The 23,163-nt window shown below is 49.0% G+C and carries 16 protein-coding genes; 12 read left to right on the top strand and 4 right to left on the bottom strand.

The genetic code is table 11. The annotated features are described in order from the left end of the window. Positions 1 to 231: 231 nt before the first annotated feature. The 5 genes from PLA01S_RS28785 (at position 232) to PLA01S_RS32175 (ending at position 3,916) form a co-directional block, all read left to right on the top strand. Positions 232 to 714: an Rrf2 family transcriptional regulator gene (locus tag PLA01S_RS28785; protein WP_127595428.1), complete on the top strand. Its 483-nt coding sequence runs from the start codon at positions 232 to 234 to the stop codon at positions 712 to 714. Positions 715 to 735: 21 nt separating this feature from the next. Beyond that, positions 736 to 1,728, top strand: a complete 993-nt coding sequence (locus tag PLA01S_RS28780) for an LLM class flavin-dependent oxidoreductase (protein ID WP_127595425.1) — start codon at positions 736 to 738, stop codon at positions 1,726 to 1,728. A gap of 140 nt (positions 1,729 to 1,868) precedes the next feature. Continuing rightward, complete coding sequence (locus tag PLA01S_RS28775) at positions 1,869 to 2,606, top strand: DUF4184 family protein (protein ID WP_127595422.1); 738 nt, start codon at positions 1,869 to 1,871, stop codon at positions 2,604 to 2,606. Positions 2,607 to 2,647: 41 nt separating this feature from the next. Further along, on the top strand, positions 2,648 to 3,502 hold the full coding sequence (locus PLA01S_RS28770; protein ID WP_127595419.1) for a protein phosphatase 2C domain-containing protein: 855 nt from the start codon (positions 2,648 to 2,650) through the stop codon (positions 3,500 to 3,502). 243 nt (positions 3,503 to 3,745) lie between these two features. Next, positions 3,746 to 3,916 carry a hypothetical protein gene (locus PLA01S_RS32175; protein WP_164817535.1) on the top strand — a complete coding sequence of 57 codons (171 nt, stop codon included), beginning with the start codon at positions 3,746 to 3,748 and terminating at the stop codon, positions 3,914 to 3,916. Between the two features lie 147 nt (positions 3,917 to 4,063). Here the strand turns inward: PLA01S_RS32175 and PLA01S_RS28765 are convergent, their stop codons facing one another. From PLA01S_RS28765 to PLA01S_RS28750, 4 genes are all read right to left on the bottom strand, one after another. Beyond that, the gene (locus tag PLA01S_RS28765) at positions 4,064 to 5,263 is read right to left on the bottom strand and encodes a Ger(x)C family spore germination protein (protein ID WP_272868174.1); all 1,200 of its coding nucleotides are present in this window, start codon (positions 5,261 to 5,263) and stop codon (positions 4,064 to 4,066) included. A gap of 1 nt (position 5,264) precedes the next feature. Continuing rightward, positions 5,265 to 6,794, bottom strand: a complete 1,530-nt coding sequence (locus PLA01S_RS28760; RefSeq protein WP_127595413.1) for a spore germination protein — start codon at positions 6,792 to 6,794, stop codon at positions 5,265 to 5,267. A gap of 3 nt (positions 6,795 to 6,797) precedes the next feature. Beyond that, entirely contained in the window at positions 6,798 to 7,886 is a 1,089-nt protein-coding gene (locus PLA01S_RS28755; RefSeq protein ID WP_127595410.1) for a GerAB/ArcD/ProY family transporter, read from the bottom strand. Between the two features lie 453 nt (positions 7,887 to 8,339). Further along, positions 8,340 to 10,397 (bottom strand): GxGYxYP domain-containing protein, encoded by a 2,058-nt coding sequence (locus PLA01S_RS28750; RefSeq protein ID WP_127595408.1) that lies wholly within the window; start codon positions 10,395 to 10,397, stop codon positions 8,340 to 8,342. 318 nt (positions 10,398 to 10,715) lie between these two features. Here PLA01S_RS28750 and PLA01S_RS28745 point away from each other — a divergent pair, with 318 nt between their 5' ends. From PLA01S_RS28745 to PLA01S_RS28715, 7 genes are all read left to right on the top strand, one after another. Continuing rightward, positions 10,716 to 11,864 carry a GntR family transcriptional regulator gene (locus PLA01S_RS28745; RefSeq protein WP_127595405.1) on the top strand — a complete coding sequence of 383 codons (1,149 nt, stop codon included), beginning with the start codon at positions 10,716 to 10,718 and terminating at the stop codon, positions 11,862 to 11,864. Positions 11,865 to 12,029: 165 nt separating this feature from the next. Continuing rightward, entirely contained in the window at positions 12,030 to 14,261 is a 2,232-nt protein-coding gene (locus tag PLA01S_RS28740; RefSeq protein ID WP_127595402.1) for a hypothetical protein, read from the top strand. A 24-nt stretch (positions 14,262 to 14,285) separates the two neighbouring features. Next, on the top strand, positions 14,286 to 17,357 hold the full coding sequence (locus PLA01S_RS28735) for an alpha-mannosidase (RefSeq protein WP_127595399.1): 3,072 nt from the start codon (positions 14,286 to 14,288) through the stop codon (positions 17,355 to 17,357). 47 nt (positions 17,358 to 17,404) lie between these two features. After that, positions 17,405 to 18,331 carry an ABC transporter permease gene (locus PLA01S_RS28730; protein WP_127595396.1) on the top strand — a complete coding sequence of 309 codons (927 nt, stop codon included), beginning with the start codon at positions 17,405 to 17,407 and terminating at the stop codon, positions 18,329 to 18,331. A gap of 12 nt (positions 18,332 to 18,343) precedes the next feature. Then, on the top strand, positions 18,344 to 19,240 hold the full coding sequence (locus tag PLA01S_RS28725) for a carbohydrate ABC transporter permease (protein ID WP_100537064.1): 897 nt from the start codon (positions 18,344 to 18,346) through the stop codon (positions 19,238 to 19,240). A 72-nt stretch (positions 19,241 to 19,312) separates the two neighbouring features. Beyond that, a complete protein-coding gene (locus PLA01S_RS28720; RefSeq protein ID WP_127595393.1) occupies positions 19,313 to 20,971 on the top strand; it encodes an extracellular solute-binding protein in 1,659 nt (552 codons plus the stop codon). Positions 20,972 to 21,132: 161 nt separating this feature from the next. Continuing rightward, positions 21,133 to 23,145: a glutaminase family protein gene (locus tag PLA01S_RS28715; protein WP_127595389.1), complete on the top strand. Its 2,013-nt coding sequence runs from the start codon at positions 21,133 to 21,135 to the stop codon at positions 23,143 to 23,145. Positions 23,146 to 23,163 lie beyond the last annotated feature (18 nt).

Genomic DNA, 23,163 nt, shown 5'->3' with positions numbered 1-23,163 from the left:
TTTATACTTGGACTTAGAGGCGTTTATTTCATCATATTAACTAATAACATGGCGCTTGGGTTATGGATGGGTTTCATTCCTTATCTGCATCAGGTCGGCTTGATTTTACTTTCGGTTCGAATTCATATAAGATATAACGTGGATAATGTTTATCCGCTTTAATCGTGAATGGATGTATGGATGTGTTGTTAAAATAATGAACAGATATTTTCGTAAATTGAGGTGCTGCTTATGCATATGAAAACCGGCGTGGAACAGTCGGTGTATGCCCTGGTTCTATTGAATATGCTGCCGGACAAGGCGGTGCTGCCCGGGGAAGCGATTAGCCAGCAGTTGGGGACATCGGTAACCTATTTTCAGAAACTGTTAAGAAAGCTGGTAACAGCAGACATCATCACGTCTGTGCCCGGAATCAAGGGCGGTTTTAGGTTAAAGAAGAAACCGGAGGATATCCGAGTATACGACGTATACCTCGCAGTGGAAGGGCAGCAATCTCTCTATTCATCCAACGGAATTCTAGTAGACATGCTGGACTTGGAGAAAGAGGAAAGCTGCTGCCTGTTATCCGATTTAATGGAGGAAGCGGAGTCTTCCTGGAAGTCCGTATTAAAGCGGGAGACCATCGCTTCACTGTCAGAGGAAATGTGCGGTGAACGCTTTAAGGACAAGGTTGCCGCTTTAGAGGAATGGATCAATAACAAAATGGTCATTTAACCGAGGAAGGGATGAAATCGCATGAGATTAAGCGTATTGGATCAGGCACCCGTAACAAGCGGCAACACGGCGGAAGGCGCCTTGAAAAAAGCGGAGGAACTAGCTATCCTGGCAGATGAATTGGGATACAGCCGAATGTGGATGGCCGAGCATCATGGGGGAAATACGTTTGCCAGCTCCGCACCCGAAGTGACGGCTGCCCGGCTTGCGGCAAAAACCGACCGGATTCGCATCGGTACCGGCGGCGTCATGATGATGCATTATTCTCCCCTTAAACTCGCGGAAGTGTTTAAGACGCTAAGCGCTTTTACTCCGGGAAGGATTGATTTCGGAGTAGGACGAGCGCCGGGCGGCGATACAAGTGCCATGTATGCTTTGTCGGAAGGGCGGCAGCTGATGCTTCATAACATGTATGATAAGCTCGCCGTTACCATGCAGCTCCTTCGTGATGAGGTCCCGGAAGATGAGCTGTATGCCCAAAACGCCGCTGCTCCAACCGGAGTTGCGCTGCCGGAAGTATGGCTGCTCGGCTCCAGTGGCAACAGTGCGTTAAAAGCGGCTCAGATGGGGGTCGGCTACTCCTTTGCGCAATTCTTTAACGGAGCGATGAGCAATGAGATCTTGGATCATTACCGCGATAACTACCAGCCATCCATATTCATGGAAAAGCCGGAGATTAACGTATCCTATATGGTGACTACGGCCGAAACGAAGGAAGAAGCCGAGTATGAAGCGCTGCCGCAGGATATTTTCCGACTGATGATGAGCAAGGGTCGGATTACGCAGGTGCTGACGCCCGAAGAAGCTCAGAATGTGTCCTTAACGGAAATCGACCGGATGGCTATCCAGGAAGGCCGCAAGATTCATCTTGTGGGAGCGGTAAAGGATATCGCAGCACGCTTACAGGAAGAGCAAGCGCACTACGGGTTTCAGGAAGCCATGATATGCAGCATTCCGCATTCGCAGGAAAAGAGGCTGGAGGTCTACCGCCTGCTCGCACGCGAACTGCTGTAATACCATAAAGTAGATGAGGGATAGGCGGATGCCTGTCCCTTTTTATAAAGGTGAAATTTTATTCATCCCTTACGAGAACGAATCTGTTAGAATAGTAAAAAATTAGCTATTTTCATCTTTCGCAGCAGTTAGGAGAACTTATGCCGTTTACGTTCGCTCATCCTGTCATCACGATGCCTTGGTGGAAAAAGAAATCGCTGCCGGTGTCAGCCCTCATTATCGGCTGCATGGCACCGGATTTTGAATATTTTGTCCGATTTCGGGCAGCTGGTATATGGAGCCATGAGGGTCCTGGTATCTTGCTGTTTAATCTTCCCATGATCTTGCTCCTGTACGTTTTATTCGAGACAGTCGTACGACCCGTTCTATTTGTATATTTGCCTTCATGTTTCCCCTACCGCTGGGATCGGGAAGGGAAGCTGCCGACCTCACGTAAAGGTTGGCTTACCGTAACCCTCTTGGGATTGGTGGGCGTTGGCACGCACCTGCTATGGGATCAGTTTACGCACAAAGGTGCCTGGATCGTGAATCAGATTCCTTTTCTTACCCAATGGATACATATCGATTCCGCACAAATACAGGTGTATAAATTATGTCAGCACGGCAGTAGTTTGTTTGGGCTGGTCCTGATCGTATGGTGGATTCATCGCCATTTGTATGTAGCATCAACGCAAAGAGAGCATTCGTATCCGGTTCTACCTTTTTGGGGTGTATTCGTGGTGATCTATATTCTGATTATGCTCATGGCCATGTTGACGGTTGTTGATGGTGATGGGATGACGTTGGTATTACAGCTTGTGGTTCCGGCCATCAGCAGCTTTCTACTTGCAATCCTTGTAACTTGTCTTGTCTTTTGGCGGGCTGCAAGGGGCAAGTAGCAAATCTAGTAAACAGAATCGGAATTGACAGGAGGATGGTAATGGTAACCGTTGAGCAATTCACGCATAGGGGAATCCATTTCTTAAATGAAGATGCACTTGTCATAAACGAGCGAGCTGCCGTGTATGGCGTGTTAGATGGGGTTTCATCCATCGTCCCATACCTCAGCGACAAGGAGGAAACCGGAGGTTACATCGCTGCTCAAGCCGTGAAAAACTACTTCGAATCACTGGACCGGGTCGAACAGCTTACGGAGCATGTTGCGGCAGCGAACCAAAAGCTAAGAGAGCTTATGGTGCAAGCCAATATCAACACGGAGAAAAAAGATGGGCTTTGGGGTACTGCTCTTGCTCTTGTACGAATTCAAGAGGATCTCGTGGAATTTGTACAGACAGGCGACTGCATGATTCTTGCCGTATACCAAGATGGAGAGGTTCGCCCGTTGACCTGGAGACAAGTCGCTCATTTAGAATCTCCGGCCATCGAGAAATGGGAGGAAGGCGTAAATAAGGGATTGTCCAATCAAAAAGACCTCCACGGGACGGTTATGGATATCATCAGGGAGAATCGCTTTCAGAGTAACACGTATGGAGGCTATGGCGTATTGAACGGGGAAGCCCGCGCCGTTGATTTTCTCGAATACGGAAAGCTCAACAGGTCTCGATTAAAGCACGTGATCTTGTTATCGGATGGTTTATTCTGGCCTTCCAAAGATGTGCCCAGTGATCGATCCTATTGGGACTATACCGCGCAGCGTGTACTCGAAATCGGTGTTGAGCAGTATGCACATAAATTGCTAGAGATCGAAGAGGCTGACCCTGAATGCCTAACCTATGCAAGATTTAAAAAATCCGATGATAAAACAGGTATGGTGCTTCACTTTAACAACCCTTAGATGGTCAATCGATAAATTATTTATTGCATGGCAGACCCGGATTCGCTCATTGAGGATATCAGAGTATTTTTCAGCAAGCTTCGCTGCTTTAGACACGTTGAGAAATCGGTATAAAACAAGAGCATCATTAGAAGGGGTTGGGGCCCTATATCATGAAAAATATACAAACGTGCTTTGCCTAACAACATTTTCTTGTCCGGTTCATATTTTATTGTAATGGCATGGAAGCGGGAGGTATGTGGTATGGGCCAACGAACGCAAAGAAAACGAAGACAGCAGACAACCTCGCATAAAGCTACGGTTAAACAATTGGCGTTTATTGCAGCTATCTTAGTGTTAATTGCCTCAGCTATAGGCCTCTACGTTGCATACGATGACTTGTTCGAGGATGACGACGTGGAAGTTATCGTATAACAAAGCGTGTTTGGACAAACCGATCCAAAAAACGTTTATTTATCTTTTTCATATATGGCACATGAAGGTTCCGCTTCAATACAAAGGCAGCCGTTCTTGACCATTAGAACAGGCTGCCTTTGTTGTGGGTTCTTTTTATGGCAAAAGTCAGGAATCTACTTCGTTTTTGGTCATAGGTGTAATTGGACCATAATGATGGGGGAGCAATTTCATGCCAGCGTGATCCAGATGGACTTCGACATGAACGGTTTCCAGCGCGTCTGCTTCAATCGGTTGAGCAGAGGATTGATTGATTTTTTTCCAAAGCCGGGGGTTCTTCCTGAACAATACGTGCTCAAAACCGAAGAGGTCCGTTTTTGAAGTTACCCCATTTTTAAACGTAGCCAGAATTTCCTCTCGTACTTCCTTAGCTGCCTGTAGCTCCATATCCGTCTTGTTCATATCATCAAGCGCTTCCACCACGTTTCCTGTTAAACTGACGCTAACTTGGTATTTAGGCATGCCGTTGACAATGTTTAGTTTCCTGCGGATTTTAGGATTGGATAAAACCACGACGCCTGCTAATTCACCACTCTTATTTGTTATCAGGATGTGTGAACGTTTCGTATCGGCTTCTAGCCAGCGCAAACCGGTGAGCTTGTCATCGGTAAATAAGCCTTTCGATACCCCTTTGGATATAGGAAATACTCCGTTAACCACCAACTTCGGATTTTCTTTTTGGTTTAGACTCCATGTCTTTTTATCGATCGAGAGATTTGGAAGCAACATCGTCCAGCCTGGTTCTGTCATCAGTGCCATAAAATCAAAATATCGAATGGGTTCTATATAGGATCTCTGTTTATATTCCTCAGCAGGTTCATGGGCCAATGTGTTTAATGGGGAAAGGTTGAAAAACGCTGGGACATTCAATAGCTGTTCGATCGAATCTTTCGTGCCAAATATCCACGGGGTCATTCGAACCTCCTGATAACGGCCGATGGTATCCAATTTGGTTAGGACATTTGATTTCAATACGTTCTCACTAATGAGAATACAGGAGATATGGCTCCAGACCGTTCGTTCCTGGGTAGAATCATAGATGGCATTGATCGCCATGTCCAAGGTCCTGCCCTTTGTTTTGGAAGTCCATATTTGGGAGGGCTTTTCCGCCTTACCGGATTCGCTTTTGGCAACGGATGTAAAATCCATCATCTGAGTGTAAACAACAAAGTCATCCCCTTCTTGATCGATTCCGATGGCCGTGATGTAATTGATGTCTTGTATTTCCTTGATGTCCCAGCAGCCTGTTAACATATTGAGAATGACCATTAACCACATTAATTTTAGGATTCTGACGCAAATTGTCATCTCATGTAGGTTCCCTTTCTTCAGATGTGTCATCTATTGTTTGAAACATTTGCGGTCGTTTTTTGTTGAAAGCCCAAGGTTTTTTCAAGAGGGAATTCATCAGATCTTTGATGGTTAATGGTGACACAGGAGCTAAATACGGAAGACCGAAGGATTCCAACACAGAGAGATATGCAATGAGGCTTAGTATTCCAATGAAGAATCCAAGCATCCCCAGCACGGAGGACCAGATTAACACATAGACCCGGATAATGCTGACCGTCCCACTTAGCGTCTGATTAACCAAAGTAAAAGTTGCGACCGCTGTCGTTGCAGATACAACCAGCATGGTTGGTGACGTAAGGCCTGCGCGTATGGCGGCATCACCGATAATCAGACCGCCTAATACTGCGATGGTTTGACCGACTGCTTTGGGCAGCCTGATGCCAGCCTCTCTGAAAAGTTCGAACATACCCAGCATCAACAGGATCTCCATCGGCCCGGACAGCGGAAGCCCGAACCGGGAAACGGTAACGGTCGCAAGCAGCAGAAAGGGAAGCTGATCCATGTTGTAGCTTGTCAGCGCAACCCAAAATCCCGGCAGCATAATGGCGAGAAAGAGACCCAGCAGCCTGAGAAGTCGCTCAAAGATGACAAAGTAATATGGAAAATAGGAATCTTCTGGCGTTTTTAATAATTCCATCAAATTGCATGGGGCTATTAATGCCATTGGCGAACCATCCACAAGAATAACGAAACGTCCTCGAAGCAAGCACTCCACTACAAAATCCGGTCTGCCAATGTAGTCCATCAGCGGAAACAGGGAGAGAGTAGAATCGGAAAGGGCTTCTTCCAGTTGGCCGCTGGTTACGAGTGCATCGACATGGATGCCTTTTAATCGCTTCTTAGCCTCGTTGATTACTTCCGGCCGTATGATATCGGAAATGTACAGCAGCGAAACTCGGGTCTGACTGCGATCGCCGATAACCATTTGTTCATTATGGAGCGTGGTGGTGCGCAGTCTTTTCCTGACGAGTGCCACGTTCGTGATGATATCCTCCGTAAAAGCGTCTCTTGCGCCTTTGATGGCCACCTCGGTATTGGATTCCTCAGGCTGTCTATTGGGACGCGCGGCGATATCGATGGAATAAAAGCATTTTTCGGTTGAAAAAAATAATATCAATCGCCCTTCAAACAGAAGCTTTACAACATCGGCATGCTTGTTAATTTCACTCCATTCCATCGATTTATCCAGTTCTCTGGCTAGTGGTTCCCAATCTTTGAAGTGCTCCAGCTTTTCTTCCAGATCCGGCAGCACGTATTGAGTCATCACCATGGCATCAACCATTCCTTCACTGTAGATCAGCAAAGCAGGAATCGCACTAACCTTCTTTGCCGGGAAGGATTTGATGACAACATCTGCGGAAGAGGCAAACATGGAACGCAGGGTATGTTCATCCAATGTGTCGAAAGTGGGCTGACGGTCAACAGCACCCCGGACTTGTTTTGAATTTCGACGGAACATTCGATTTCGAGGTCTGTGATGTGTCATCGTCTACCCGCCCCCTTTTGTTTTAGGTCTAAATGTGACTACGATCGCAATGAACAGTGTCAGCCCAGATAGGAAGCCAAGGAATGCAAGTGAATATTTGCCCAGAACGAATAACTCAATTTGTCTATCGATTACCGGAATTAAAGAGAAGACAGACAATGCTACCCCTAGCCCTAACAAATACCAAAAGCGCCGCTTGGATTTTTTAAAGGATATGCCATCCGCCATAATAAACAGGAAAAGAGAGATACGGATTAATGTCCCTGAAATCCATTGGTATAGAGCCAGAAAATCGACATGCGTTATATATTTCGTAATCGTGACCAGCATCCACTGTTCGTAAGCAGGATAGCGGGATTCCATCGCAGGAACAGGACCGAATGTGGCGATCGCTCCCATCAATGGTCCAAGCGTGAGCCCGCCGAGAAGGACGGATAATATAACAATGGAGAGGTAGTTCATCTTTCGTTTCATATGATGCTGAAGAAAGATCAGCACAATCATCTCCATAAACCCGCCGCCGGCTACAATCATGCTCTTGAGCATCGGGGTGTAACCTTCTACGAATAGTGGTGTCAACAAGGAGTAGTCCTTATATTGAAGATTCGACACAGCTACAAAATGGCCCAATACCCACACGATGGGAAGTAAGATTCCGGATATAATGGCTATCGAGCGAATGCCGTTATTCGCCACATATACGCATAACAGAATAATGGCCATCGAGACGACCGTTTTGGGCGTTTGCGGCAGGTAGGTGACCCGAATCCAAGTCGCTGTTTCTCTTAATATGACCATGGACATCCAAAAAAAGTAGAGCGTCGTTATGCTAACGAAGATCCAGCCCATGATAGGACCGAAGCTGTCTTTGAACCAGGCGAATATCGATTGCTGCTGTGTTCGTTTCATGATAAAGAACAAAATGTAGATCCAGCCAATATGCAGGATCATCGTCAGCAGGGTCCCCATCCATGCGTCACGGCCCGCGTACTGCAGAATAAGCGGAATCAGGATAACATGATTGGTGATACCCAATGACAACAGCATGATGAAGTAGACCTCAATCAATGATATCTTTTTGCTAGTGGGCATTATACTAATCTCCATATGAGGGAATACATGCTAATCGATATAGTGAGTATTCACCATTTGCCGCATTTTATGTATGAGGGGAAGAGTACGAGCATCTGTCGAATGGATGTGGTTTTTGCGATTACCCAAGAAATAATCAGGAGAAATCATCTGGCTGCAGATTGATTTGACATTGTAAATCGGGTCGATTGATGGGGGAGGGGAGGGTTGAACGATATTAATTAATGATATTAACCAAATTAATTAACGGCATTAAACGACATCAATGAATAGTGATTGCATGGTCAATTAATGTCATTAACTAATTATATTTAATGACATTAATTGTTTTCTCTAAAGGCCGTAAACAAGGGGGAGGGCAGGATATCTATTACATCATAAAAGCATCGCAGATCCAATCATAATCGGACCTGCGATGCCCTCATACATCTGTCACTTATTTAACAGGAATCATCATTTCTTAATTGGCGGCAAGTTGTAGCTTTCACGGATCAGAGAGAAATAATGATCGGCGCGAACGACTTTGAAATCTGCCCCGAGCTGTTCGGTCAGGGCCAGCGCATCGGAAGGGGTCATGCTCCATGCGAGCATACCGAGTGAGACAAACAACGGTGACTTACCGTCCCAATTCGCTTTGGCTTCATTGAGCACCTGCAATCCGTCTTGAACGGTGCTGATCCCGCGGATCGTAGATACGGGCAGGCTGTCGCCAACGATTTCAACCCCGTATTTGTCTTCATAACTAATAAATAAACCGGGTACGTTATATTCCTCCTCATATGCTTTTGCTTTAAACGGAGATAACGGCACATTCTCGCTATCGACTCGGTTCAGTACATAAGGGATCGTCATTCCCGTCTTATTCAGATACTTCTCGGTTTGCCGCAAAAACTGCTGGAAGCTTGCATCCGGCCAAGGACTAGGGTAAAAATATCCGGCTCCAGACGGCCCGGCAATCAGCAAATCGTTCTCTGTAGCCGAGTTGAGATAATAATTCAAAATCGCCGGAGCACCTTCATAGAGCAGCGGGCTGGAGGTCCAGTTGATCGGAACTTTGCCCCGGGCCGGGTCATCCCACATGACGCGCATGCGATGCTGGTTATATTGAAAATTGTCTCCTTCCGTAAAGGTATAGGTCACGTAAATTTTATTCTCAAGTGCCGGTTGTGGAGGTGTTTTCGCGAGCTTGAACTTCGGCTTGGTTCCGGAGAAGACGGTCAGATTGCTGAACCAATCGGCCGCCAGAACATAGACACCATAACGGGAAGCGATCTCGACCGAGCTGAACTCGCCCTCCACATCATTGCTGAACCAGCCGAGGTAAGGAGTACCCGGCTCCACATCGGACATGATTTTCTCGAAGAGCGCTTTTTGCTCAGGCACATTAGAATCGAGCCAGAATACCATCGCTTTATTGGCAACGGCGTAATCTCTTAAATAGCCATAGGGCTCCTGCTGCTCGGCAGAGGGAGGGCGGATATTCCCCGCCGAAACCTTGTACTGGTTCCACATATCGACTTCAGCGGTCAGTTTCTCAGTTCCCGCAGGAGGGGTGAATTCATATACAAAATAACTGCCGTTATCGGCAAAGCGGTGCCCGCCTGAGCCTTCACTATACTTGGAGTTTTGCCGATCATAGAGATAAGTCTCTTCTTCAGGGGTTCCTGCGATGAAGGACGCTATCTCCTTGCCGTCAGCCTTGACCGTCACTTCATGTACCGCGGGTCCCCAACCATCCTGGGTGAAAGCATCATCGAAACGCAGATAAACCGATGATTCTCCCAAGAGGGAGGAGAGGTCGAGGTTATAAGTATCACGGTTGCTTGCATCCCGCACCTGCTGCTTCTCTTCCGCAATCGTCATGAACGATTCAGGCAGTCCGGAAGGAATACGAATCGCTGTATCCGGATCCAGCCCGATCAGCATCTGATGAGTTGTCTGCTTCCACAGATGCTCGTATTGCCAGGTGTATGCTTCAAGCCGGCTATCGAATTTGCCGCGAAGATCGTCCAGAATCTTCAAGTCGTATGGAGCTTTGGACAATTTATCGGCCAGCTCAGGGCTGGCAACGACCGCCTTCTTCAAACCTGCGAGCGTGGTGGCGACATTAATCGTATCAGGAACCTCCGGATCATATACAATCATGCCTTTTGCCTCGCTGCGATAAGCGGAGAACACGTCCCAATAATCTTCATGAAGCGTGTAAGGCACGTTTATATCGTTAAGCCAGGTCATTTTCCCTTCTTCCTGGGATTCAATCAAATAGATCCGGGGCTGATCCCTGTTAACGATTCCCTGCAAGGTCCCTAACAACAATTTAATGTCACCTGGCGCATCATAAATATCTGCGGCGTCCAGATGCTTAGGCTTCTTGAAACTTGGCAGTTCACGATGATTGGAGCCGTTAGTTTGCGCTGACTGTGGATCCGTTTCCGAAGCGTAAGCTGCACCGTTCGTTAATGAAAAAGCACATAGGATGGCTAAACAGAGAATCGTGAATCTACGAGCCATGGCGAATTCACTCCTTGTTATGGTCTATGGTCAGAAATTGAAGCGTGTGTTCATCCGTAAACCTCTATCCTCCTTTTGCGGCCCAATAGCTGGTTAACACTCGCTTATCAACACATATTAAATATATTCAAATATAGATTTACAAGTGGTTCGACAAAACTTCCTATAATTCTTGAAAATTAGGCAATTTAAACACAGGTATAGCAAGGGTTTGTCGTCATAGGCTGTTGATCGGCTCATGCTTGTTTATTGCGCTTGTATGTGTAAGGATATATTATATATTTCAAATATCATGAATGAATTGGTGATGTGATTAGAATGAGTGTAAACGATCGAATTCCGTTGTATCAGCAAATCCAGGACTATATCCGACACGTCATAGCAACAGAAAATATGAAGCCAGGTGATCGTATTCCGACAGAGAAGGAGCTGATGGATCAGTTTCATGTCAGTAAAATAACGGTTGCCAACGCCCTAACCGGATTAGCGAATGAGAAATTAATTGCCCGCGTCCCGGGCAAAGGCAGTTTTGTAGCAGAGGAGGCCAACTTCTTACCTGCGGGCCAGGCATCGACTACGCCGCTTAAGGGAAGAGACGGGAAGCGGGCCACGGGCATGATTGGCGTGATTATGCCCACCATCCATGATTATTTCGCGATCAGACTTATCGAGGGCATCCAAGAGGCACTGAATGACGAAGGTTATCGGAGCATGATCATGTTGACTGACGGCAAGCTGGAAAAAGAAAAGGACGCCATCAAAGAGCTGAAGGCACTCGGAGCCGAAGGTCTGTTGATTTTCCCGGTCGACGAGGAGAACTACAACGAGGAAATACTGGGTATGAAGCTATCCGGGTTTCCTTTTGTGCTGATTGACCGGTATTTGCCTGGGGTCGAGACGCACTATATTGCCGCCGATGGAAGGCGCGGCACGAGACTCGCCGTTGAACATCTATGGGAGCTTGGACACCGGAACATCGCCATATGCTCCGATTCTCCCCTTCAAACCGTCACAGTTCAGGAGCGGATTGAAGGATATATTGATGCATTAAAGGACAAAGGCGCGTTAATCAATCCGGCGCATATGATTACGGATTTCAAACCACTGAGCGTGCTTAAGGATGCCGAAGCTCATCCACTGTACCGGTATATCCGAAATCGTATGGTTACCGCCTATATTTCGCTGAACGGGAGATTGGGCGTACAAATCTATCAGATGGCTAAGCAAGCGGGGCTTAACGTGCCGGAAGACGTGTCGATCGTCAGCTTCGACGATCCGACTTCCATCGTGGAGGAATTCAGCATATTTACACATGTCAAGCAGTTTGAACGGGATATGGGATATCAGGCTGCCGGTAAACTGCTCGAAGTTTTACGCGGTCATGGAGAAGTGAAGAGCTACAGCAAATTGCTGATTGAGCCTGAGCTTGTGATCCGCCAAACTTCGGGTCATGTTCCACAAACTTAATCATTACGCTAAGGAAGAGCCCTTTCCGTTAACTAACGGAGAGGGCTTTTTTTAATTCTCACTAAAAAACATATTGAATATATTAATATTATATATTATATTCTAGAAAATGATGGATTACCTAGAAGCACAAGTACATCTAACCTGAGCAGGGAGGTTGAGAACGTGCCAAAAGATCGCAGAGAAGAGCGAACCGGGTTTCAGGAATCGGCTCCGTATCATCCCGACTATGATCTTCAGACTGATTTTGTGATGGTCTACGGAATTGACGAATCGATGCCGGAGCGCATTCAGCAATGGAAGGAAAAGGGATATATCGTCCATCTGATGACAGGAGTCGCATGGGGGACATACAACAACTATCTGGATGGGGAGGTTGACGGCTTATCACATTGGGATGAAGCTCAGACCGATCGTCACGGGGAGATGATCCTGCATGGCAAACAACCGGTTATTCCTTACATGGTGCCAACGATTTCCTTTGGCCGCTATCTAGCGGATCGAATACGCATCGCGGTTGATGCGGGCGTCGAGGCCATCCATCTGGAGGAGCCGGAATTCTGGGTGAATGGCGGTTATTCGGAAGCGTTTAAGCGGGAATGGCTGCTGTTTTACAAAGAGCCATGGATTCCACCGCACTTTTCACCTGACGCACAATACCGAGCTTCCAAATTGAAAGCGCATTTATACACACGTGTGCTGGACCGGTTATGTGCAGAGATGAAGGATTACGCACTAACTCGTTACGGCCGAGTCCTTCGCTTTTACGTTCCGACCCATAGTCTGATCAATTATACGCAGTGGCGAATCGTCAGCCCGCAATCCGGGCTCGTTGAGCTTCCATCCATTGACGGATACATTGCACAGATCTGGACGGGTACATCAAGGACGCCAAACGTGTATGAAGGGCAACGCAAGGAACGAACGTTTGAAACCGCTTACCTTGAATATGGTGTGATGCAGGAGCTGGTTCGCGGAACTGACAGACGCATGTGGTTCTTGCATGATCCGATCGAAGATAACCCGAACCACACTTGGGCGGATTACAAACAGAACTACTTAAAGACCGTTGTTGCCTCATTGCTGCATCCCGGGGTTGCCCATTACGAAGTTTCACCCTGGCCGCGAAGAATCTTTAAAGGAACTTATCCATCCGATGACGGCTCGGGTAAGGAGTCCATCCCGTCGGAGTATGCAACGACGCTGCTCCAGGTCATGCATACGCTGGGCAACATGGGCCAGGAAGTGATCGTATCGGCGGAAGATGACTTGCAAGTTGGCGTTCTTATTGCCGACTCCGCTATGTTTCAACGGATGAAGCCGGAACCGGAAGCGCCCGATGCCGGCAAATACGACGGTACCGACCCTGAAGGATTTCAGGCGGAAGGGGACACGGAGCTTCTTGATTTTTCCCCTTTTTACGGTCTGTCGCTGCCGCTGCTGAAGCATGGAATACCCGTTCGTCCGCTTCAGCTGGATAATGTAAGGCGGTATCCGGGGTATTTGGCTCCATACCGAGTGCTGGTTCTGAGCTATGAATTCTTCAAACCGGAGTATCCGGACATTCATAATGCGCTTGCCCAGTGGGTGCACGAAGGCGGGGCGTTGATCTATGTGGGCGATGACAGCGACCCGTATCATGGCATTCGTTCATGGTGGAACCATGATCATAAGTATAAGCCGTTTGGCTCCAAGTACAACTCACCGCGGGAGCATCTGCTTGAGCAGCTTGGTCTGAAGGAGAAAGCGGAAGGTATCCATCAGGCAGGAAAAGGCGTCGTGTGCTGGTTGGATCAACATCCGACTGAACTTGCCCTATCCAAAGCAGGGGCAGACCGGCTGCGGCACGCCGTCCAAGACACGCTGGAGGCACTTCACGGTACAGAACTCATGGTGATTCCCAAACATTATTTCAAGCTCAAACGAGGTCCTTATCTTATCGTTTCGGTTCTTGAGGAATCGATCACCGATGAGCCGTTGAACATCGCAGGCCCGGTTGTGGACTTGTTCGATCCAAAGCTATCCGTTCTGCCTCAGGTTACGTTAAGTCCAGGGAAACAAGCACTGCTCTATGATGTTGAGGCCGGACGCCCTTCGGACGGCAAGGCATCCGTTATTGCCGCTTCCTCCCGCATCGAGAATCTTGTCCAGACGGAATCAGGTTTCCGATTCATTGCGAGAGGGCCGTCCAATCTGCAGGCAAGCGCGAGATTATATTGCCCAACAGAGCCGATATCTGTCCAGTACATCATTCAGGATCAAGCCGTACCTGCCGGATGGGCATGGGATCCGCAGTCGCTAACCGTCCTGCTGCAGTACGAACATGGCGGCGCGAACCTAGCAGAGATCCAGGTTGATTGGACAGCGCAATTCATACCTGAGCCTGCAACCGATTGATGCCATAGAGAGGAGCAAATCATCATGCCATACGAACCGATAAGGCTGGAACCGTTAAAACAAATGTTAAACCATCTCCGGGAAGCTATATATGAGCCCGTTGCCGAGTTGGAAGTGACGGCATGGGTTACCCCTCAGCCCGTATCGTACATGGATCGAATGACAGGCACGCCAATGACGCTTGTCCATGGAGAACGATGGGGCAGCCTGTGGGACTGTGCCTGGTTCCGTTTTACCGGGAGTCTTCCGGCTAATTGCCGTAAGGAAAACGTCGTCCTCTTACTCGACATCAACGGCGAGTTGTGTCTGGTAGACCTGGAAGGATCGCCAGTTCAGGGATTGACTACCGTGAATTCGGAATTCGATTTTTCATTAGGACTCCCCGGCAAACGCGTTGTCCGGCTTCATGATATGTACATGAACGGATCTGACATTGAAGTATGGGCAGATGCAGGCAATAACGATCTCTTCGGCAAATATCGGGGAGGAACCTTGAAAGAGGCTGTCATCGCGATCTGCCGGGAAGATATTCGAGGTCTCTATTACGACGTCGAAGTACTCTTGGAAGCTGCGGAGCAGCTCCCTGCCGGAACCGCACGCAAAGAGAGAATCTATCAGGCGCTGTATGACGTATCATTGCAGCTTACGGATTTCTCGCCGGAACCGATCAATCAAGCGAAGAAGCAATTGGATAAACAATTACGCTTGCAGGGGGGCGATCCGGTCTTAACGATCAGCGCGGTAGGTCATGCACATATTGATTTAGCCTGGTTGTGGCCCATCCGCGAAACGATCCGGAAAGGTGCCAGGACGTTCTCGACCGCACTTCGCATGATGGAACGCTATCCGGAGTATGTATTCGGCGCAAGCCAGCCCCAGCTATACGACTGGATGAAGATGCATTACCCCGCGCTATATGAACAGATCAAGGAGCGGGTGCGTGAAGGCAGATGGGAACCGCAGGGGGCCATGTGGGTGGAGTCGGATACCAATGTGCCGGGCGGTGAATCCCTGGTCCGCCAGATCCTGTACGGCAAGCGATATTTTCAGCAGGAATTCGGTTTGGAGATGAACTCACTCTGGATGCCGGACGTATTCGGTTACTCCGCAAGCCTGCCGCAGCTGCTCAAGAAGTCGGGCGTGGATTACATGATGACCCAGAAGCTCTCCTGGAGCGAGTATAATCGACACCCTCACCATTCCTTTCTATGGGAAGGGATTGATGGTTCCGCCGTATTAACGCATATGCCGCCTGAAGATACGTACAACAGCCCGGCAGCCCCGCGTTCCATCGCCAAAGCGGAGCGGGAATATTTAGATAAAAATGTATCCAGCCATGCCCTGATGCTCTTTGGCATTGGCGACGGCGGAGGCGGTCCGGGCGAGGAGCATTTGGAGCGGCTGGCTCGCGAGAAGAACCTGCTCGGCCTGTCCCCCGTCGTACAGGAGCCCTCGTGGAAGTTTTTTGAGCGATTGAATGAAGAACGCAAGTCATTCCAGACCTGGCGCGGTGAGCTTTATCTGGAGAAGCACCAAGGCACCCTGACCAGTCAGGCGAGAAGCAAACGGTACAACCGGAAGATGGAAAAAGCGCTGCGCGAGCTGGAGTTTGCTTCCGTGCTGGCTGCCCGGTTAGGCAAGACATACCCCTCCGAAACGCTGGAGACGATCTGGAAGGAAGTCCTGCTGTATCAATTCCACGATATTCTTCCGGGATCTTCAATTAAGCGGGTGTACGATGAGTCGTTAGAACGGTATGAAAAGCTCCTTTCACAAACGGAAGCCATGATTACCGAAACCTACCGCTATCTCGCAGAGCATATTTCACACGATGCCGAGGCTTCTCCTGGAACTGTCGTATTCAATTCGCTGCCTTGGGAACGCCGGGAATGGCTGCGCTCAAATGGACGATGGCATAACGTGTTGGTTCCATCGATGGGCTACGCCGTCATATCGGATGTCGCCGATCCTGGAGCCGAAGATGAAGTAGCGTCAGGCATCGAAATGCTTCTGGAAAAACCGGAAACGGAATTAGACGTTACAGCCTTGAAACGAAGCCTGGAGAATGACAAATTGATCGTGAAATTTGATCAAAATGGAGGCATTGTATCGATCCTGGATAAGGCGGAAGCACGCGAAGTCATTCAGCAAGGCCGCTCGGGTAATGATCTTCGCGTGTATCATGACGACGGGGATGCCTGGGATTTCCGTCATGATTATTCGGCGAATCCGGGGAAGCAGTTAAAGCTCCTTCACATCCAGGAGCTGCGGGACGGCCCGCGAATCGGGCTGGTTTTCAAGTACGCTTATGGGGAATCTACGCTGACCCAGACCGTTGTGCTGACGGAGGGCAGCCGGCGCATCGATTTCGAGACGGACGTGGATTGGAAAGAGAACGGCAAGATGCTAAGAACCTCGTTCCCGGTCAATATACGCACGGATCAGGTTCACTGCGAAATTCAGTTCGGCAGCTTGAGCAGACCGACCCACCGCAATACGATGTGGGATTTTGCGAAAGACGAGATTTGCGCTCATCAATGGGTTGACTTATCGGAGCCGGATTATGGTGTCGCGCTGCTCAATGATTGCAAATACGGCCATCGGGCGATCCATAACGTGCTGGATCTGCATTTGCTCCGCAGCAGCTCTTATCCGGATCCGGAAGCGGACCGTGCGGAGCACCGATTCACCTATTCGTTATATCCGCATCAAGGGAACCATGTCCAAGCCGAAATCTACCGAAGAGGCAATGAGCTGAACATCCCGCTTCGTACGATGCCCATGCCTTCCATGCTTGATCAAGAGAAGGGAAAGCTTCCTTCATCCCAAGCGTTTCTGCGGCCGGATCATCCGAACATTATGGTGGAATCCGTCAAGAAAGCCGAGGATGGCGACGACATCGTGGTTCGTCTGTACGAAACATCGGGAACGCATGCCAACACGGCACTTCATTTCGGATTTGAAGCGGCCGAAGCCTGGACTACGGATCTGATGGAAAACATCCTTACTGCGCTGCCGATTGACAAAACATCCAACACCATTGCGCTATCCTTCACGCCGTTTGAAATCATCACGCTGCGTTTGAGATTCCGTTAATATAACCGGGGCGGCCAATCCGCCCCACTGAAAGGAGAGGTGGGAATGTGAGCAAGTCACGATTAACCAACAACCGATTCATGAAACGAATCTGGCAGCACAAGCTCTTTTACTTGTTCATGCTGCCAGGCATCGTCTGGTTTTTTCTATTCTCTTACGTGCCCTTATACGGAATTCAAGTTGCTTTCCGGGACTATACCTTCGTTGGCGGATTCACCGGGAGTCCCTGGGCAGGATTTAAGTACTTTGAACAATTCTTCAGTTACTATCAGTCTGGTGACATCATTCGCAACACGGTCATCATCAGTCTCATGAAGCTGCTGATCGGATTTCCGATGCCGATCGTGCTTGCGCTCCTGTTGAATGAAGTTCGGAAGATGAAATTCAAGAAGACGATTCAGACTCTTTCTTATTTACCTTATTTCGTATCGTGGATCGTGGTTGTTACTCTCATGCAGCGTTTACTGACTCCATACGGGGGTCCGGTCAATGACTTGCTGGGCTCATTCGGAGCCGAATCGATCCAGTTCCTGAACAACCCTACCTGGTTCTACCAGATGATTGTCGGGTCGGACATATGGAAGAACATCGGCTGGAATTCCATTATCTTTATGGCCGCCATTGCGGGTATCGATCAGCAGCTCTACGAAGCTGCCAAGATGGATGGCGCAGGACGTTTCAAGCAGATGTGGCATGTGACACTTCCAGGTATCCGCAATGTGGCCATCATATTGTTTATTCTCGCCGTGGGGAATCTGATGAGCGCCGGGTATGAACAGCTCCTTCTCCTGAATGGTCCTGCGACTGCCAGCATGGGCAGCGTACTGGACGTGCATGCCATCAATTCCGGTATCCGAGAAGGGCGTCTCAGTTACGCCGCTGCGGTCGGACTGTTCCAAAGCATCATCGGGCTCATTCTGGTTCTGACCGTCAATCGAATCGCCCGCAAAGTCAGTGATGTATCCCTGTTCTAAGGAGGTGACGTTATGAAACGTAAATGGTCTTTATTCTCGGTGTTCAATTACACCGTTCTTGCCATCATTGGATTTTCCATGATCTATCCGTTTATTTATATTTTGGCGTATTCCCTTAATGACGGGAAGGATTCCATGATGGGGGCGATCTATTTTTTGCCCCGTAAATTCACGCTGGAGAACTACGCCCAGGTATTCGATAATGCCCGCATCTGGAAGGCGTACCAAATTACGCTCATGCGCACCGTGCTGGGTACATTCCTTCATGTTGTGCTGTGTACGCTCATGGCCTATGCGCTTTCCAAAAAAACATTGCCAGGCCGCACTTTTTTCACCTTTTACATCTTTTTGCCAACGATTTTCAGTGCCGGGTTCATCCCGTTCTTCATCACGCTGCAAAAACTGCATCTAATCAACAGCTTCTGGGTGTATGTTCTGCCGATGCTGTTCAATTTCATGCACATCGTCATTATCCGGACCTTTTTGCAAGGCATACCCGAGGAGCTGGAAGAGTCAGCCCGCATTGATGGGTACGGCGATTTTCAAATCTTCGTTCGGATCATACTTCCGCTTTCGGGACCGGTGCTGGCCACCATCTCCCTGTTTATCGGAGTGGCCCATTGGAATGATTGGTTCTCGGGGGCGTACTACGTATCCAACAAAGATTTGATACCCGTGCAGACCCTGTTGCAAGAAATGCTGACGGAAGCTGAAGCACTGTCCAATTCCATGCAGCGGGCCGCGCAGCAGGGAGGGCAGACGGTTGGTGGAACCAGCGGTGCTGGCGCAACGCCGGAATCGCTCCGGATGGCCTTGCTTGTCATTACGGTCTTCCCGATATTGTGCATTTATCCGTTCCTGCAGCGATATTTCGTAAAGGGGGTTATGATCGGTTCGGTTAAAGGTTAGGTCATCCTGACCCGGAATTTGTCCAAAGCTTTACCAAGATCATTGATATCCATATTCCAGGAGGCGATTGGTTTGAAGAGGGTTTGGTCGAAAGGCGTATCCGCATTGCTCGTGTCCATCATGGTTGGAGGTTTGCTGATCAGCTGCACGAATTCATCAGGGAACGGAGATAACGGAGAAGGGGCAGAAGGAGAGAATTCATACAAACTCAAAATATTACACAATTGGAATGGCTCAAACGGTTCCGATGCCATGACACCGGTGGAGGAAGTCATCAAGGAGAAGACCGGCGTTACCCTTGAATGGGAATATACGAAAGGCAGTGAGACGGAGAAGGTCAACCAGATCTTCGCCACGCAGGATTTGCCGGATATCTATACCGGACCTGCCTGGGGCGGGGAGTTGGATGGGATCATCAAGGCGGCCAAAGAAGGACAATTGGTGGATATATCGGACAAGCTGAAGGATTATCCGAACCTGTCCAAATCCATTGCGGAAGAAAATGTGCCGCCGGCATTATATGAGAAAGCGATTGATGCTTACGACGGCAAAAAATATTTGCTGCTGCAAAATCAGCCGGCCACGAACGAAGACGGCATGGATTGGCTCTATGGCTTCTATGTGCGCAAAGACATTGCCGAGAAAGTCGGCGTCGATCCGCAATCCGTTGTCACGAAGGACGATTTCTATAACTTCCTCAAAAAAATCAAAGATGCCAATTTGCAAGAGAACGGCCAGCCGGTCTTTCCGCTGGGGGGGTTCAGTAACGGCTGGGCCGTTGGCATCGGCAACACCATGTTCTACTCGGGTGCAAGTTATGTAGATAAAGGTGATGGCACGGTTGAACATAACTTCTTCACGAAGGGTTATGAAGAGTACACGCTGTTCTACCGGAAGCTGGTTGAAGAAGGGCTGCTGGATCCGGAAACCTTTACCCAGACGGACCCGATCGCCAAGGAAAAAATCAATCAGGGCCGCATCGCTATCCTTGCCGCGCACTATCCGGCCATTCTGGATGCGTCCAAGGAGTATGTCTCCTCGCATCCGGGCAGCGACTACATTCCGCTCGGCCCATTGGAGCGCGCTGACGTCGAGCCGGACAGGCCGGTTGATCTCGGAATTCAGGGCAACAACGTCACGGCGATCACGAAGAACTGTAAAGGCGCTTGCGTCGACGCTGCGCTGAAGTTCCTGGATTTCATGGCCTCGGACGAAGGGTTCATGCTGGCGAGATATGGAGTTCAGGGTGTTCACTGGGACATGAAAGACGGCAAGCCGGTTGCCAACCAGGAATGGTTTGACAAATTCAGCACAGACACCAACATGAAGCTGCGCAAGAACGAAGGTATCAGCATTGGCCTCGAGTCGCTGACGGGCCTTGACCGGATCAATTCGGTTGCTGGCGGAGACATCTGGGCCGAACAGGAACGGCTGGATGCCATGGAGAAAGCACGCAAAATCCTCCGACCGAACGGCATTCACGTGATTACCGCCTATAACCCGGGCGATGTCATCACGAAAGCACCGGAATGGGAAATGCTGAAGCCATCGATGGATCGAATGGGGGATGCTTGGAAGGAAGCGGTATTTGCTAAATCGGATGAAGCCGCCATGAGCATTATTAACGAACTACGAGAACAGCTACGTAAGACCGGATATGAGAAAGCGATGCAGTTCACGAACGAAAATCTGAAGGGGAAAGACGTGGTAACCGTTCAGATGCCGAACTGATGACTTCCATCATCAAGGGAGCCCGGTAATACGAAAGGCTTCGCAGCACCTTGGCAATCAAGGGGGCGAAGCCTTTTGCGCTCTCCTCACTTTTGTTTCCAAATCGCAAGGATATGAAAGGCATTATCCAGAATAAAGAAGAATGAAGGAGTTGAAGTCAGATGACAACGAAATTCAGACCTCCATCCGTACCCCTGGTCACCGTAGATCCTTATTTTAGCGTGTGGTCCGCTGCAGATCATCTCTACGATGATCATACCCGGCATTGGACGAACAAGATTCAGGGCATGGTGGGACTAGCCATCATTGATGGCGCCCCGCGACGATTCATAGGAAAAGTTATCACGCAGGATCCGGCAGAACGACTTGAGCCTGAAGCGCTTGAGCAAACCGATCTGACAGTTGAGCCGCTAACCACCCGTTATACGTTTCAGGGGGAAGGCATTGAGCTTCAGGTTGAGTTCACCACGCCTTTGTTACTGGATAATCTTGATCTGTTATCCCGGCCCGTCACGTATGTGACGGTACAGGTTCGTTCGATGGATGGGCGTGCCCATGATGTTAAGATCTACTTCGATGTCACAGGCGAGTGGTGCGTGCATACACCGGATCAGCAAGTGACCTGGGAGCATCGCCTAATCGATGGACGCTTGAATATGATGTCGATGGGCACTGTTGAACAGCCCATTCTACAGCTTGCCGGAGATGATACGAGGATCGATTGGGGGTATATGGTTCTGGCGGTTCCCCGTACGGAACGTATCCAGACGGTGATTCATGCTGTGCCAAGCCGTGAATTATATGTACGAACCGGCCAATTACCGTCGGAAGATGATCATCAGAAGCCGAGACCGGTATCCGATAACGTTCCCGTTATGGCCGCCGAAATCGATTTGGGTCCGGTCCGGGAAGAATGGGTATCCGAGTATCTGATGCTTGCGTATGACGATATTCATGCAATCGAATATTTTAACCAGCCGCTGGATGCTTATTGGAAGCGAAACGGATGGACCTTTCATGACATGCTGTTAGCCGCAGCCGATCAGTATGAAGACATCATGCAGCAATGTGAGAGATTCAATCGCGAGCTCACGGCTGAGAGTCTTGCCGCAGGCGGCGAAAAGTACCGGGATATCTTGGCGTTGACCTATCGACAGGCGATTGCCGCTCATAAATTGGTTGCCGATGAAGCGGGACGCGTGTTGTTTTTTTCCAAGGAGAATTTCAGTAACGGTTGCATCGCTACGGTCGATGTCAGTTACCCGTCGATTCCATTGTTCTTAAGATACAATCCTGAACTGGTCAAGGGTATGATGCGCCCGATTTATAAGTATGCCATGAGCCCTGATTGGCCGTTCGATTTTGCGCCTCATGACGTGGGAACGTACCCCAAAGCCAACGGTCAGGTGTATGGCGAGAATAAACTGGAATACCAGATGCCGATTGAGGAATGCGGAAATATGCTCTTGATGGCTGCCGCGGTATGCAAGTATGAAGGAGATACGGATTTTGCCCGGGAACACTGGGAACCTCTTACCGCATGGGCGGGGTATTTACTGCAGCATGGGCTCGATCCGGATAATCAGCTGTGCACGGATGATTTCGCCGGACATCTGGCGCATAATGCGAATTTGTCCATTAAAGCGATCTTGGGCATTGCCGCGTATTCGTACATGTGCGATCAACTGGGCTTGCAGGACGGAGCCACTTATCTTGCAGCCGCTCGAAACATGGCGAATGAATGGATATCCATGGCCGATGCAGGAGACCATTATAAGCTTACGTTTGACAGTGCCAACGATTCTTGGAGCATGAAATACAATCTGGTATGGGATCGCCTGCTGGAATTAAACCTGTTTCCAAAAGAAGTTGCTGCCCATGAGCTGGAATATTATAAGTTGAGACAGAATCGTTACGGCCTTCCGCTGGATAGCCGCGATACGTATACAAAAGCGGATTGGCTGGTATGGTGTGCCTCTATGAGTGCTACAAAATCCCAGTTTGAAGCCATAATTGCGCCCTTATGGGATTTCATGAATGAAACCTCTGCTCGCGTTCCGGTGACCGATTGGTATGACACGATGAGCGGCAAGCAAATGAATTTCCAGAATCGCTCCGTTGTCGGTGGATTTTTCATCCAATTGCTGATGTCCCGGTCTGGATTAAATTCGTGAAGAGACAGGTGATGCATT

Source organism: Paenibacillus lautus NBRC 15380 (genome assembly GCF_004000945.1).
In the GTDB taxonomy this organism is placed as follows: Bacteria; Bacillota; Bacilli; order Paenibacillales; family Paenibacillaceae; genus Paenibacillus_AQ; species Paenibacillus_AQ lautus.
The sequence above is the reverse complement of the archived record's forward strand: the minus strand, read 5'-3'. Positions and strand labels throughout refer to the sequence as shown.

What these genes read in the sequence shown, in the direction of transcription:
- PLA01S_RS28775 (WP_127595422.1), top strand. Translation starts at nt 1,869, where the DNA reads ATGCCGTTTACGTTCGCTCATCCTGTCATCACGATGCCTTGGTGGAAA.
- PLA01S_RS28760 (WP_127595413.1), bottom strand. Translation starts at nt 6,794, where the DNA reads ATGACACATCACAGACCTCGAAATCGAATGTTCCGTCGAAATTCAAAA.
- PLA01S_RS28735 (WP_127595399.1), top strand. Translation starts at nt 14,286, where the DNA reads ATGCCATACGAACCGATAAGGCTGGAACCGTTAAAACAAATGTTAAAC.
- PLA01S_RS28770 (WP_127595419.1), top strand. Translation starts at nt 2,648, where the DNA reads ATGGTAACCGTTGAGCAATTCACGCATAGGGGAATCCATTTCTTAAAT.
- PLA01S_RS28750 (WP_127595408.1), bottom strand. Translation starts at nt 10,397, where the DNA reads ATGGCTCGTAGATTCACGATTCTCTGTTTAGCCATCCTATGTGCTTTT.
- PLA01S_RS28745 (WP_127595405.1), top strand. Translation starts at nt 10,716, where the DNA reads ATGAGTGTAAACGATCGAATTCCGTTGTATCAGCAAATCCAGGACTAT.
- PLA01S_RS28755 (WP_127595410.1), bottom strand. Translation starts at nt 7,886, where the DNA reads ATGCCCACTAGCAAAAAGATATCATTGATTGAGGTCTACTTCATCATG.
- PLA01S_RS32175 (WP_164817535.1), top strand. Translation starts at nt 3,746, where the DNA reads ATGGGCCAACGAACGCAAAGAAAACGAAGACAGCAGACAACCTCGCAT.
- PLA01S_RS28725 (WP_100537064.1), top strand. Translation starts at nt 18,344, where the DNA reads ATGAAACGTAAATGGTCTTTATTCTCGGTGTTCAATTACACCGTTCTT.
- PLA01S_RS28765 (WP_272868174.1), bottom strand. Translation starts at nt 5,263, where the DNA reads ATGACAATTTGCGTCAGAATCCTAAAATTAATGTGGTTAATGGTCATT.
- PLA01S_RS28780 (WP_127595425.1), top strand. Translation starts at nt 736, where the DNA reads ATGAGATTAAGCGTATTGGATCAGGCACCCGTAACAAGCGGCAACACG.
- PLA01S_RS28785 (WP_127595428.1), top strand. Translation starts at nt 232, where the DNA reads ATGCATATGAAAACCGGCGTGGAACAGTCGGTGTATGCCCTGGTTCTA.
- PLA01S_RS28715 (WP_127595389.1), top strand. Translation starts at nt 21,133, where the DNA reads ATGACAACGAAATTCAGACCTCCATCCGTACCCCTGGTCACCGTAGAT.